This window comes from Streptomyces sp. SID13666 (genome assembly GCF_010548325.1).
Classification (GTDB): Bacteria; Actinomycetota; Actinomycetes; order Streptomycetales; family Streptomycetaceae; genus Actinacidiphila; species Actinacidiphila fildesensis.
Map to the genome: position 1 here is coordinate 139483 of NZ_JAAGLX010000013.1, position 12891 is coordinate 152373.

General features: G+C 67.2%; 10 protein-coding genes and 2 pseudogenes. 6 read left to right on the forward strand and 6 right to left on the reverse strand.

Features of this window, described 5'->3' with window-relative positions; all coding sequences use genetic code 11:
* Positions 1–229: 229 nt before the first annotated feature.
* The 3 genes and pseudogenes from G3I60_RS19185 to G3I60_RS19195 all read left to right on the forward strand — a co-directional run bounded on the left by G3I60_RS19185 (position 230) and on the right by G3I60_RS19195 (position 4661).
* Entirely contained in the window at positions 230–595 is a 366-nt protein-coding gene (locus G3I60_RS19185; RefSeq protein WP_164294156.1) for a hypothetical protein, read from the forward strand.
* Between the two features lie 665 nt (positions 596–1260).
* Entirely contained in the window at positions 1261–3435 is a 2175-nt protein-coding gene (locus G3I60_RS19190) for a discoidin domain-containing protein (protein WP_164294157.1), read from the forward strand.
* Positions 3436–3501: 66 nt separating this feature from the next.
* Positions 3502–4661 (forward strand): annotated as a pseudogene (locus G3I60_RS19195) (IS3 family transposase).
* A gap of 530 nt (positions 4662–5191) precedes the next feature.
* Here the strand turns inward: G3I60_RS19195 and G3I60_RS19200 are convergent.
* Positions 5192–5818: a response regulator transcription factor gene (locus G3I60_RS19200; protein ID WP_343241038.1), complete on the reverse strand. Its 627-nt coding sequence runs from the start codon at positions 5816–5818 to the stop codon at positions 5192–5194.
* Positions 5819–6070: 252 nt separating this feature from the next.
* On the opposite strand from G3I60_RS19200, the gene G3I60_RS19205 reads away from it, so the two are divergent.
* A complete protein-coding gene (locus G3I60_RS19205) occupies positions 6071–6400 on the forward strand; it encodes a hypothetical protein (RefSeq protein ID WP_164294159.1) in 330 nt (109 codons plus the stop codon).
* A 16-nt stretch (positions 6401–6416) separates the two neighbouring features.
* Positions 6417–6575: a hypothetical protein gene (locus G3I60_RS19210; protein WP_164294160.1), complete on the forward strand. Its 159-nt coding sequence runs from the start codon at positions 6417–6419 to the stop codon at positions 6573–6575.
* 376 nt (positions 6576–6951) lie between these two features.
* On the opposite strand, the pseudogene G3I60_RS19215 reads toward G3I60_RS19210, so the two are convergent.
* Positions 6952–7340, reverse strand: a pseudogene (locus tag G3I60_RS19215) (transposase); the annotation flags it as partial.
* Between the two features lie 11 nt (positions 7341–7351).
* Positions 7352–7855: a transposase gene (locus G3I60_RS19220; protein ID WP_239069984.1), complete on the reverse strand. Its 504-nt coding sequence runs from the start codon at positions 7853–7855 to the stop codon at positions 7352–7354.
* A 191-nt stretch (positions 7856–8046) separates the two neighbouring features.
* Between G3I60_RS19220 and G3I60_RS19225 the strand changes: the two genes are divergently transcribed.
* Complete coding sequence (locus G3I60_RS19225) at positions 8047–8586, forward strand: sensor histidine kinase (RefSeq protein ID WP_164294162.1); 540 nt, start codon at positions 8047–8049, stop codon at positions 8584–8586.
* Positions 8587–9021: 435 nt separating this feature from the next.
* Here the strand turns inward: G3I60_RS19225 and G3I60_RS19230 are convergent, their stop codons facing one another.
* The 3 genes from G3I60_RS19230 to G3I60_RS19240 form a co-directional block, all read right to left on the reverse strand.
* Positions 9022–9261, reverse strand: coding sequence for a hypothetical protein (locus G3I60_RS19230; protein WP_164294163.1), 240 nt, complete (start codon positions 9259–9261; stop codon positions 9022–9024).
* A 94-nt stretch (positions 9262–9355) separates the two neighbouring features.
* Positions 9356–10705 carry a glycosyltransferase family 2 protein gene (locus G3I60_RS19235; RefSeq protein WP_164294164.1) on the reverse strand — a complete coding sequence of 450 codons (1350 nt, stop codon included), beginning with the start codon at positions 10703–10705 and terminating at the stop codon, positions 9356–9358.
* Position 10706: 1 nt separating this feature from the next.
* Complete coding sequence (locus G3I60_RS19240; protein WP_164294165.1) at positions 10707–12827, reverse strand: ABC transporter transmembrane domain-containing protein; 2121 nt, start codon at positions 12825–12827, stop codon at positions 10707–10709.
* Positions 12828–12891: the final 64 nt, after the last annotated feature.

The following is a 12891-nucleotide window of genomic DNA, read 5'->3' on the forward strand; positions in this document are numbered from 1 at the left end:
GGTTGTTCGCTTTTTGAGTCCTCGTCATAAGGCCGAAACTCATTCGGCCTGCTTGAGAGTGCAGAGGGGGTGGGAGCGTGGTCGGCTCTGGTGGGGGCCGCCCGTGGCCTGCCGTAGGACAAGTAGCCATCGCCTGCCGCGTGGTGGTGGGCCCGCCCTACGAGGCTCTGATCCGGCTCTGGTTCTGCCCTGCGTGGGTGCGTCCCCTTATGTGTGAGGAGTTCATTGCATGAAGCTTCGTCGTTCAGTCGCTACGTCCCTGGCCGCTTCGTTCCTGGTGGTCAGCGGTGGGTTGTTGACCGCGCCGTCAGCCGCCGCCGCTCCCGTTCCCCCCGATGCCGCAGCCTGCGTGGGTCTGCTCCAGGACGCGGCCACCAAGGCCGCGGCCTTCGCGGCCGCCAACGTCACGGCGGCGGCCAGCATGGCCGCCGCCCTGGTCATCGCTGCCAACCCGGCCGCCGCCCAAGCCACGGCAGCGGAAGCCCTCAAGGCCCAGGAGACGGCAAACGCCGCAGCGGCGGAGGCCCTCAAGACCGCAGCCGCCGCAGCCGGCTGCGTAGTGCCAGCTCCTGTCCCGCCGCTCCCCACCCCCTGACGCTCCCCCCAGGAGCACCACGCCGCCCATCAGGCGACGCTCCGTAGGAGACCGGCCTTGCGCGTGCGCTCGGATGCGCTGCGAGGTGGCTCTCGACGCTCATACGTTCCCGCAGCCGGCAACGCATCGCCCCTCGCTGTGCCGCGGATGCCGGCCGGGGCACACCGCCGCCATGAGAGTCGGCTCGGTGAGCCGACTCTCATGGCGGGAAGCAGGGCGGTTTCGTCACGCCCCGGAGTGTGAGTGCACCAGGTGTCCTTGCGGCGCGATGTCGGGGGGCACCTGGGTGTGGCAGGTCACGGTGTGCCGTTGGCTCCGTTCGCGCAGGGGCTGCCGCCGCCGAAGGTCCCTCCGGTGCCGCCGGTGCCGCCGTGGAAGAGCAGGCCCCCGGTGGCGTTGCCGCCGGCGCCGCCGATACCGCAGGCGCCATCTGCGCTGGCACCGGACTTGGCGCCGCCGTTGCCTCCGTTGCCGCCGGAGTTGAGGAGGCCTCCGGAGCTCAGGCCCCCGGCCCCGCCGATGCCTGCGGCGCCGCCCGGGTAAGCGCCGCCGGTGCTGCCGTTGCTGCCGTTGCCGCCGTTTCCGGCCTTTCCGCCCTTGCCTCCGTTGCCGGAGCTGTTGATCCCGCAGGCGCCGCCGTTACCGCCCGCGCCGCCGCCTCCCCCATGCGCGTCCCGATCTTCCGACGCCAGCTATTGTCCGGCGTGCTCACCGCGGCCCTCGCCGCCACCGCTTTGGTGGTCACGGCCGGCGCCACCCCCGCGCCCGCGGCCACCTGCGACACGGCCACGAACGTCGCCCTCAACAAACCCGCGACCGCGTCCTCCGTCCAAGGCAACGGTTACCTCCCCGCCAAAGCCGTCGACGGCGACACCGGCACCCGCTGGTCAAGTCAGGCCGCTGACCCGCAGTGGCTGCAGGTGGATCTCGGTCCCGGCACAACGGTCTGCCAGGTGGCCATCAACTGGCAGACCTCGTACACCAAGGCGTTCCGGCTGGAGCTGTCCGACGACGGCTCCAGCTGGAGCACGATCTACTCCACCGCCACGAACACCGGCGGCGTGCAGACCATCGACGCCACCGGCACCGGCCGATACCTGCGCCTGTACGCGACCCAGCGCAACAACGGCTACGGCGACTCCGTCAAGGAACTCACCGTCCACAGTGCCAACGGTGGCGGGGGCACCTGCCAGACCCCTCCGCCGGTCGCGCAGGACCTCGGACCGAACGTCGTCGTGTTCGATCCGTCGATGTCCAGCACGACCATCCAGAGCAGGCTGGACGCGATCTTCGCTCAAACCGAGACCGCTCAGTTCGGCGGCTACCGGTATGCGGTGATGTTCAAGGCCGGCACTTACCACGGCATCAACGTCAACACCGGCTTCTACACCTCGGTGATGGGTCTGGGCCGCAACCCTGACGACGTCACCATCAACGGTGACGTCACCGTCGACGCGGGTTGGCTCAAGGGCAACGCCACCCAAAACTTCTGGCGTTCGATCGAGAATCTGGCGATCGTGCCCAGTCATACAGCCGACCGCTGGGCGGTGGCGCAGGGAGCACCGATGCGCCGGGTCCACATCCGGGGTGACCTCTACCTGGCACCCAGCGGATACGGCTGGGCCAGCGGCGGCTACATCGCCGACGGCAGGATTGACGGCACTGTCGGCTCGTACTCCCAACAGCAGTGGTACACCCGGGACAGCCAGATCGGCGGCTGGACGAACAGTGTGTGGAACATGACCTTCTCCGGCGTGCAGGGCGCTCCGGCCACCAGCTTCCCGAAGCCCGCGTACACGACCCTGGCGACGACCCCCGTCGTGCGGGACAAGCCCTATCTCTACCTCAACGGCGACACCTACAACGTCTTCGTGCCGAACCTGCGCACCAACGCCTCCGGCACGACCTGGTCGGGTGGTTCGACGCCGGGCACCCCGGTACCACTGACCGAGTTCTACGTCGCCCGGGCGGCCGACTCCGCCGCCACCCTCAACAACGCCTTGGCCTGTGGGAAGAACCTGCTGTTCACCCCAGGCGCGTACCACCTGAGCCAGACGTTGAACGTGACCAGGCCCGACACCATCGTGCTCGGCATCGGCTATCCCACACTGATCCCGGACAACGGCGTCAGTGCCATGAACGTCGCCGACGTGGACGGCGTCAAGCTCGCCGGGTTGCTGTTCGACGCAGGCCCGGCCAACTCACCGAACCTGCTGCAGGTCGGGCCGGCCGGCGTGACCAACCGTCACACCACGAACCCCACCACCGTCCAGGACGTGTTCTTCCGCGTCGGCGGGGCGGGTCCGGGCAAGGTCACCACAGCGCTGGTCGTCAACAACGCCGACACGATCATCGACCATGTCTGGGCCTGGCGCGCCGACCACGGCTCGGGCGTCGGATGGGCGGTCAACCCTTCCGATACCGGCCTGATCGTCAACGGGTCCCACGTCTCCGCCTACGGCCTGTTCATCGAGCACTTCGAGAAATACGAGGTGGTCTGGAACGAGCAGGGCGGGCGCACGGTCTTCTTCCAGAACGAGATGCCCTACGACCCGCCGAGCCACGCCGCCTGGCGCAGTGACGGGCACGGGTACGCCGCCTACAAAGTGGCCGACACGGTCACCTCCCACGAGGCGTGGGGCCTGGGCTCCTACTGCTTGTTCACCGCCGATCCGAGCATCGTGGCCGACCGCGGCTTCGAAGCACCCGACAACCCGAACGTGCGGTTCCACGACATCTTCACCATCTCGCTCAGCAAGGGCTCCATCGCGCACGTCATCAACAACACCGGAGCGTCGACCGGCACCACGGGTCTGATGCAGGTTTGGGTGACAGGTTGACCTGCCCCACCTCTCAGGTTCCAGTTCTGCTGGCTAACTGACGGCCTTCACGAAAGGCTGCCGGACATGCCCCGCGCCTACCCCGCTGAGTTCCGCGCCCGCGCCGTCGCGTTGGTGCGGGCAGGAAAAGAACAGAAGCAGACGGCCGTTGACCTCGGCATCCATCCGGTCACGTTGGCGAAGTGGTTGCGCCAGGACGACATCGACAATGGCCGACGGCCTGGCAGGGTCTCGGAGGAGTCCGCAGAGCTGCGTGCAGCGCGGCGACGAATCCGCGAGCTGGAAACCGAGCTCGAGATCGTCAGTAAGGCCGCCAAGTTCCTCGGCGAGGACAAGCCGGCCCCAAAAGGCTGTACCCGGTGATCGACCGTCTCGTCGATGCCGGGGCACCAGTCGACCGATGCTGCCGGATCCTGGGGGTCGCCCGGCAGAACTACTACAAACACAAGCGCACCCCGACCACAGCGCGGCAGCTGCGACGGGAGTGGCTGACCGGGCTGATCCGGGAGGTCCACGTCGCCTCACGCGGCACTTACGGCTACCGCCGCGTCCACGCCGAGCTCACCCTGGGCATGGGCATCCAGGTGTGCTCGAGGACCGTGTCGGTGCTGATGACGCAGGCCGGGATCTACGGACTGCCCGGCCCGGTGCGGATCAAGCGCCTGCGGGGTGTCGTCACCGCCGATGACCTGGTCAACCGGAAGTTCCATCGGCTGCGTCCCAATGAGCTGTGGGTCACCGACATCACGCAACACCGCACCAGAGAAGGGTGGGTGTACTGCGCGGCGGTCCTGGACGCGTTCAGCCGCAGGATCGTGGGCTGGTCGATCGACTCCAGACAGGACTCCACCCTCGTGGTCAACGCGTTGGACATGGCCCTCCGCAACCGGCGCCCTGAACCAGGCGGGATAGTGCACGCCGATCACGGCACCCAGTTCACCTCCTGGGTCTTCGGGGAACGGATCCGCTCCGCCGGGCTCCTGCCATCGTTCGGCACGGTCGGAGACGGCCTGGACAACGCGATGATGGAGTCGTTCTGGTCCTCGATGCAGATCGAGCTGTTGAACCGCAAACGGTGGAAGACCCGGGTCGAGTTGGCGAACGCGATCTTCGAGTACATCGAGGTCTTCTACAACCGACAACGGCGCCACTCAGCACTGGGCTACCGCACCCCGATCGAGTACGAGCTACTCTCCGAACAAGACAGCATCCCCGCCGCCAGTTAGCCACCGCAGCTGGAACCCGAACCGTGGGGCAGGTCAAGCTGGAACCCGAACCGTGGGGCAGGTCAGGTCAGGTCAAGATGTCACCCGATCGTGCGGCAGACCCAAGCGATTGGCGTTCGGATGCCCCGGTGGGGGTCACGCCTCGTACGCAGGTGCTGGTGGTGGGGTGGGCATGAAAGGGGCCTTGACCTGGTCAAGGCCCGTCTCCTGGTCCAACCCCGACACTCGTACGATCGTGCGCCACGTCATCGACCATGCGGAGCTACAACGAGCCTCCCGCGCCAATCCCGGCGCCGAACCCGCCATCGTGGCTAGCGTACGGTGGCTGACTCCCCACCCCATTCTTCGTGTGTGACGTCATGCCTTCAGTGCAGCCACCTCAACAGCTCGCTGATGCAGGTTCCGCGCAGTCCGGTTGGCCAGGTGCGGCCTGATCCGATGGCGCATCGTGCGCAAGTGGCCGTCGCCTCGCGCTGAAGAGATCACGGCGTAGTCGTCGACGAGGGTCTCCCACGTCGCGCACGCGGGACTCACGGGCGGAGCAGTCCGGCTCTTTCGGCCTGGAGGGCGGCCTGGACCCGTCGCTCCACACCGAGTTTGCTGAGGAGGGACCGGACGTGGTCCTTCACAGTGCCAAGACTCAGGTGCAGCCGCCCTCCGATGGCCGCGTTCGACAGTCCGGCGGCCAGCAGCACGAGAACGTCGCGTTCGCGTGTGGTGAGCCGGCCGATGCCGGACGTTGCTGAGGTCCGGGTGATGTCTGCGAGGAACCGGGTGACGACGGCGTGGCTGACAGGGGACGACATCATCGTCCAGCCCTGTGCCAGGCTGCGAACCAGAGGGACGAGGCGTTCGGGCGCGGTGTCCTTGGGGATGTAGCCCGCTGCCCCGGAGGCCAGCGCCGTAGCCACGAATTCCTCGTTGCTGGACGCGGACAGTACGCAGACGGCCGGCGGGTTGGTCATGCGGCCGATTCCGGTGGACAGGGTGTCCGCGTCCGATGTGCAGCTGTCGAGCAGAACAACCCGGGGACGTTGTTCTTGAATGGTCTCGACGGCCTGGCCGACCGGGGAGCAGGCGACGACGTCGATATCGTCCGCCGCATCGAGAATGTGTTCCAGTCCGGCCCGGATCAGTGGTTCGTTATCGACGATCACTACTCGGATCATGGCGCTCCACGGTTGCCCCCACCGGTTCGAGTTCCCGCCTCCCAGCATAAGCCACGTCTCTGACCTGCGCATTCAAGGTGCCGTCGGGCACGTGAAACCATCCGACCGGATGGTTCGGTTCCAGCGCTTCGGCGGATGGGATCCATGGGGCAACCCGGAAATGATCATGACAGCCCAGTGGGTGCGGTCCCCTCATGTCATCCGACGTACGCCCCGCTGGAGAGTCAGGAAACGAACAACGTGAAGATGAAGATCCTTTCTGTGGCGTTGCTGGCGTCGATGGCGCTGGGTATCGCACCCGCGGCTCACGCGGTCGACGTCAATCAGGAGTACAACGTCTCGCACTGCTACTTCGACAAGTCGAAGTCCGGGGCGGAGAGGGCGAAGTACTGCAAGGCCCTGGAAGGTAAGCCGATGTCTGCGCTGACGAAGAACTGCCTGCTGAAGGCGGGCGTCGGCAGTGCGGCGGCATTGATCGTGGGTCGGGTCAACAAGAAGGCCGCTCGGGAGATAGTCAACAACACGGTGACGGCCGGTGCTGCGGCATGCCTGTCCTCCTTCATCAAGTAGACCGGAGCCGAACGCGATGCTGACCAAGATTCTTGTCTTCCTGCTGTGGTTGGCCGTCCTGGTGGTGGTCGACAGATTCCTGATCGACTCCCTCTGGTGGGACCTGGTGTTCACCGCTATCTGGGCGGGCCTGATGACGATCATCATGGGCAAGGTGGGACAACGGGAGTCGTAAACCCACGTCTGCAGCGCCGGGCCGGGCCCCTCGGGCTCGGCCCGGCGTCGGATTCCCGGCCACAGCGAGAACCATCGGGACAGACAGGCCCAGCTGGATACCACGCTTCGGAGGGCCAGCAGGCAGAGTTCACCGAAAATAGCGGTGGTTGCCCAAGGGGAGCGGGATAAGCCCAGCCTCCAGCCGTCGCCCAGCGGCGGAGGGCTTACGCCCTTCCCCGACCGCATGCGCTCGCTGACCGCACCCAGCAGCTCTGCCACGATGGGGTAAGTACAGCAGCGAAGTACAGCAACCGGCCCGACCAACAGTGACCGCGGACGACCCTTGTGCCACCTCTGACGTGCGTAGATGACCTCAGCGACCACCCTGCCCGTGATTCGTATCGGACGGTGAGGCGGCGGTAGCCGAAGAGCCAGGAGATCGACCGCTCGATCTTCCAGCGGTGCCGGCCGAGCCGCTCGCCGGACTCGATACCGGGGCGGGCGATCCGTGCGATGAGGTTCCGGCTGCGGAGCCAGCGGAGGTGCTCTGCGGAGTAGTACGCCTTCCACGGACCTTCACCGGCTTCCTCCGACGCGGTCCGCGCCGGGAGCGGATGGCGGGTATGCCCAGAATCAACGGCTTGAACGCCTGGCTGTCGTGCACGCTCGCGCCGGACACCGCGACGGCCAACGGCAGGCCCTGGGCCTCGGACAGCACATGGATTTTGCTGCCCTTCTTGCCGCGATCGACCGGATTCGGTCCGGTCAGCGAGCCCCCGAGGCTGCTATATCAAGTCAAGCTGCTTGAGGGAGGTCTTCAGTGGTGATCTGCTGTGCGGGCTGTTCTCCTCGTTCGAGGAGCTTGAAGAGCTGCCGACAGATCGCACGCTTGAGGCAGCGTTGTGCGTCTCTCGCGGTCTTTCCCTCGCTGATCCGCCGGGCGACGTAGGCACGGGTGGTCGGATCGAGGCGGATGCGGATCAGCGTGATCGTGTGGAGTGCCCGGTTGAGCTGCCGGTCTCCGCTGCGGTTGATCCTGTGCCGGTTGGTCAACCCTGATGAGGCGGGGATTGGCGCGACGCCCGCGAAGGCCGCAAACGCTGCCTCGGAGCGGAAGCGGCCGGTGTGTGACCAGCTGATCAGGATCTGGGCAGCGCTGATCGGTCCGACGCCCTGCAACGCCAGCAGTTCGGGGGCGACCGTACGAACGAGCGTGAGAAGCTCCGCTTCGAGCTCCTTCGCCTCAGAGCGCAGGGCTTCGATCCGCTGAGCGGCGCTTCGCAGGGCGCGAACGGTCATGCGGTGCTCGATGTCCTGGGTCGGCCGGTCCCGCAGCTTCGCTCAGTGCGCAATCTGGTCCCTGCTCTTCATGCCTCGGAGTTCGACGCGGAGCTCGTCGGGTGCCGAGATGATCAGAGCCTTGAGCAGGTTGATCGCAGCGGTGCAGGCCAGGACGGCTCGCCGCCCGCACGCTGGACGAGCTGCGGCAGATGGTCGGGGTCCTGCGCGCCTCCGGCGGCACCATCGACACCCGCGCCCCGCAACCCCGTCTCGCCGACCTGCCGCGCCTCATCGCCGACAGCGGCCTCACCGTCGAGGCGCACCTCGACATCGCCCTCACCGAGCCCTCGACGGCCTGGAACGACACCGTCCAGCGCGCCGCCTATCGGACGGTCCAAGAAGCTCTCACCAACGTCCGCAAACACGCGCCGGGAGCCGCCGTCACGGTGCGCCTGCACGACAACGACGACTACCTGCACATCGAGATCCGCAACACACCTCCCGACCCCGGCACACCGTCGCCGGATCTGCCCACCGGCGGACATGGCCTCACCGGACTGCACGAACGAGCCGCCCAGGCCGGCGGCACTCTCCACACGGGCCCCACCCCAGCAGGTGGTTACCTGCTCCGCGCCGCCTTCCCGGCGACCCGAGGGCGGCAGAGCGCGGCTGAACGCGAGGCGCTCGGCCCGCGTGGCGAACTTACCGGGTCCCCAGTAACAACGCGCCGCTGCGCGACTCCAGATTGACCTGGACGGCGAGAGCACTCACACCATCAAGAACGGCGAAATCCACCGACCGGTCAACTGGTTACGCCGGGCCAGGGAACTTGAGCAAGATCCTGTTACGAGCTCCAAAGGCGCCACCGGCCCATCGCGCTTCCCCAGCGACGGCTCGATGACCCTGTCCCCCGAACCGCAGACCTTGCCAGCGAAGCCCATTCGCACACGGTCAGCGACTCCCGGGATTCGAGATGTCCGCGAATTTGTGCATAGGGCCATGGGACTGACGACCGGACCGGATGGCCCGTAGTGATCGGGGACCACAGGTCGTCATCGACCATCCACCGCGCACTCGCACACCGCCGACGGACGAATCGTCCTACCGGACGCCGCCCGCCACCCCACACCCGCGGGATCTGTTACGAGCTCCAAGTGGTGCGAGGTGGCAAGCGAAGCCGGGTGTCACTGTGCGGCGTTGCCCTCTTCGCTGGCCTCAGTGACCTGGATCCAGCCCTGCGGCGACCTCGTGGTGTTGGCGATCCCCCGGTAGACCCGCCGCTTCCAGATGGTGCTGCCTTCGCCGTATCCGGGCAGGGCCTCGCGGGCCTCCTCCTCGCTGTCAAAGATGAATTCGCGCCCCTTCGGGTTCCGAATCTTCCATTCGTCCATGGGCATTCCCGCAAGACCGGGGCCGATCGACATGGCTACTCCCTTTGCAGTTTCTTGGTCTCAGGTTCTGGGTCGGTGTTGATGTCGTAGTGGGGTGAGGGCGGTGCCCGTCCGCGTCTGAGGGCCCTCAATTGGTGCCGGGCCGGCTACTTGTCGGCCGGGAGAGCGATGGGGCGCCGGGGGCTTGCGGACTCTCCCAGTCGGCCAGTACTCGTTGAAGCGCGGCCATGTCAGCGGCGAGAGTTGAGCCCGCGCCGTGGTCGAGGGCGGCCTGCAGGGCCGTGCGGATACGGTCGTAGCGTCCCGACGCGAGGGCGAGGAGTCCGTGGAGTTCGTGGAGTCGGCCGATCTGCCGGACGGTGGAGCGGGGGTTGTGCCGGGTGGCCTCCTCCACGTCGTCGGCAAGCCTGGAGAGCATGGCCAAGGCTCTGCTCATGGCGACGACGGTGCGGAAGTAGGCCGCTTCCGCCTCTCGTTGTGCCCTGTCCAAGAGGGGAGCGTAGGTCGCGATTTCGTCGGCACCTCCGAAGCGGAGCGCGAGTTCGCAGAGGAGTGCCCAGGTGTCCTGGCGACGGTCGGCGATGTAGTCGGGTGAGCCTTGCGGACAGAGGGTGAGCGATGCCTCCAGCCGTTCGAACAACTCCCGGGAGCGGGCAGGGTCAGTGGGGGCGTTCATCTCGGCCCGGATCTGGTAGAAGATCCACTTCGGGTTCTCCGGTTCCTGCCCACGGCACAGGTCCAGGAGCCGGGCGTGCCGATCGAGTTTGCTTTTGGCCTCGACCACCGCCGGCCGGTAGCCGAAGTGGTGGAAAAGACTGGTGAGGTGGACCGATTGGGGAGCGTTGCCTTGCCGGTCGTACGCGCGCTCGTGGATGCGGCCGCGGTAGCGCAGGGCGGTCTGTGCTCGCAGTACGCGTGGGAGGTCGGTATAGAGGCCTCCGACGTCGTCGGTGTCCAGGATCCGCGGGCATACGGCGAGATCGATGCCGGGGAGGAGGTGGTCCAGCAGTGCCAGGCCGCGTCGGATGGTCCCCGCGCTGGCGGCGGACAAGACCTCGTCGGCGTCGACCATCAGGATCCAGCCCTCCCTGACATGGTCGAATGCCAGGTTCCGCTGGTGGGCGAAGTCGTCGCGCCACGTGGCGTGGACCACGCGGGTGGGCACGGGTTGCTTCGTGACGATCTCCAGGGTCCCATCCGTGGAGCCCGAGTCGATGACGAGGACCTCATCGACGTCCCGTGCCAGAGCCCGGATGCAGTCGCCGACCCGTTCCTGCTCGTCGCAGGTGAGGACAACGGCGGTGATGCGTGGTCGGGACAGTGCCGGCGGCTGAGCCCCTGGGCTGGACATGTCTGCCGGGACCGTCAGCCCAGCGAGCTGTGGTGACAGGGCCCCGATCAGTCTCAGGTCCTCCGTCCACGTGGTGGGGGCGCCAGGGTCCCGGTGGGCGCGGGCCAGCAGTTCGTCGATGATCACGTCAGGTCCTCTCCGCCGGGATCGGATCGGGTGCCGGTGAGGGGCTGAGCTCCAGGATGCGGTCGAAGGCGAGGTCGGCCGCACCGGTGTGGGAGACGACCACCTTGGACGCGGGAAGGGCGGCGAGGTTCGCCCAGATCCGGCCGACCGTGTCGCGGTCTATCCCGCTGAACGCCTCGTCGAAGAGGTAGACGTCGGGATCGCGCAGGATGGCGCGGGCCAGGGCCAGGCGCTGGATCTGACCGCGTGACAACCCACTGCCGTCCTCACGCACCAACCAGTCCAGGCCGCCGGGAAGTTCCGCGAGGATAGTGTCGAAGCACGCCAGCCGGCACGCCCGCCTGATCTCGTCCTCGTCCTTGGCCTGCCCGAACGTGAGGTTCTCGCGGATGTCGGCGGCGAGTAGGAGTGCTGACTCGCCCACGTACAGGACGCGGTCCCTCACCGTCGCGTCGCTCAGCTCGCTCAGCGCGGTTCCGCCGATCCGTATGCTCCCGCCGTGGTTGGCGAAGAAGCCGGAGACGGCCTTCAGCGCGGTGCTCTTCCCACGGCCGTTGGGGCCGGCCAGGAGCAGGCTCGTGCCTTGACCGATCGTCAGGCTGACTTCCTTCACTGCGGGGTGCTCGGCTTCGGGATAGGTGACTGCCAGTCCGCTCACCTCGATGTCCGTGCTCGGGCAGACAGGCCGGCCTCCGTGCGGCGGCTCGCTCAACCTGGGGTCCTCGGCTTGGTTCATCACGTCGCGGTAGCGGCCGACCGCGGCGGACAGGTGCTGGAAGGTGATCTGCAGGGCGGCGATGGAGTCCACGGATGCCAAAAAGTATCCGGCCAGGGCGACGGAGGAGAAGATCTGGCCGACGCTGAGAGTTCCGGCGGCGCCTTGGTGGAGGCAGATCCAGACGACAAGGATGGTGGTGAGCCCAAGGTTGGCACTCTTCAGCACCGTATTGGTGTTGCCGAGCCGCCCCAGACGGCTCTCCGCTGCGATCCTGCGGTCAAGACGCTGGAGAACCCTGGTCGCCGCGAAGTCCCGCGCTGCGAAGGAGACGACCTGCTCGTAACCGCGCAGGACGTTGAAGAACTCCGCCTTGAGCGTCGCGTCGCGCTGCAGTGCCTCCTCCGCCGCCGTCCTGACCGAAGGGAACAGCAGACAGGAGGTGACGACGTTCACGGCAGCGGACACGCAGACCACAGCGAGCGCCATCGGATTGCTACCGGTCAGAAACGCGCCGACGCTCACGATGACACCCACATCGATGGCGGACCCTACGGTCGTGGACGCTACCAGCGTCTGGATCTCCTGGACGTCGTTGATCCGGCTCACCAGGTCGCCGACGCGCCGGCCGTTGTGGAAGAAGAGCGGCAGGCGCAGCAGCTTGCGGACGTAGTCCTCGGAGAGCCGGCGTTGCAGCGACTGCCCCAATGCGACGCTCATCCTTCCGCGCAGGTAGTTCACACCCGCGGCGGCCAGGATCGCGCCGGCGAAGGCAACCGCCATCACATCGACCGAACGGGTGGAGTGCTCACGCAACACCCGGTCGGCCGCGACCTGCAGGAAGATGCCGGTCAGCACTGCGACCAGGGCGACCACGGCGGTCAGGGCCAGGATGGTGATGAGGGTCGGCCAGTGGGCTTTGACCAACGGCCACAGCACGCGCTGCGAGCGCAGTTCGCCGATCCGCCCGCGCATCGACAGTCCGGCGGTGGCCGGGCCGGTAACGAGGGCGTGTCCTGAGAACACCTCCGCCAGGTCGGACGCGTCGATGACGGTCGGCCTGGAGAACAAGGGATCGCTCACGGTGAACCGGCCGCCCCGCACGGCGTGAACGACGATGAAGTGCGGCTGGCTGTCCACGTGCACCCGGACGATCGTCGGACCTGCCACGCCGACGGCCTGTTCGAGCTGGTCGATGTCCAGCAGCAGAAGTTCGCATTCGACACCGTAGTCGGTGAGAACGCGCCGGAGGCGGGCCAAGGTGGAGCCCCGGTGGCCGAGCCCGACCGAATCGCGGAGAACGATGGTTTCGATCAGCAGGCCATGGCGCCGCAGGACGGTCCGGGCGCAAGCCGGTCCGCAGTCGCTATCACCGCTCTGCTGCGTGTGGTACCGCCGGAAGTTCACTGCATGTCTTTCTGACGAGGCACCGTCCTCGGCCTGCGCCTTGAACAGTCCGCAGACCGAGGAC

Coding starts and splice junctions, on each gene's coding strand:
- G3I60_RS19185 (WP_164294156.1), top strand. CDS start 230: ATGAAGCTTCGTCGTTCAGTCGCTACGTCCCTGGCCGCTTCGTTCCTG.
- G3I60_RS19190 (WP_164294157.1), top strand. CDS start 1,261: ATGCGCGTCCCGATCTTCCGACGCCAGCTATTGTCCGGCGTGCTCACC.
- G3I60_RS19210 (WP_164294160.1), top strand. CDS start 6,417: ATGCTGACCAAGATTCTTGTCTTCCTGCTGTGGTTGGCCGTCCTGGTG.
- G3I60_RS19220 (WP_239069984.1), bottom strand. CDS start 7,855: ATGACCGTTCGCGCCCTGCGAAGCGCCGCTCAGCGGATCGAAGCCCTG.
- G3I60_RS19225 (WP_164294162.1), top strand. CDS start 8,047: ATGGTCGGGGTCCTGCGCGCCTCCGGCGGCACCATCGACACCCGCGCC.
- G3I60_RS19230 (WP_164294163.1), bottom strand. CDS start 9,261: ATGTCGATCGGCCCCGGTCTTGCGGGAATGCCCATGGACGAATGGAAG.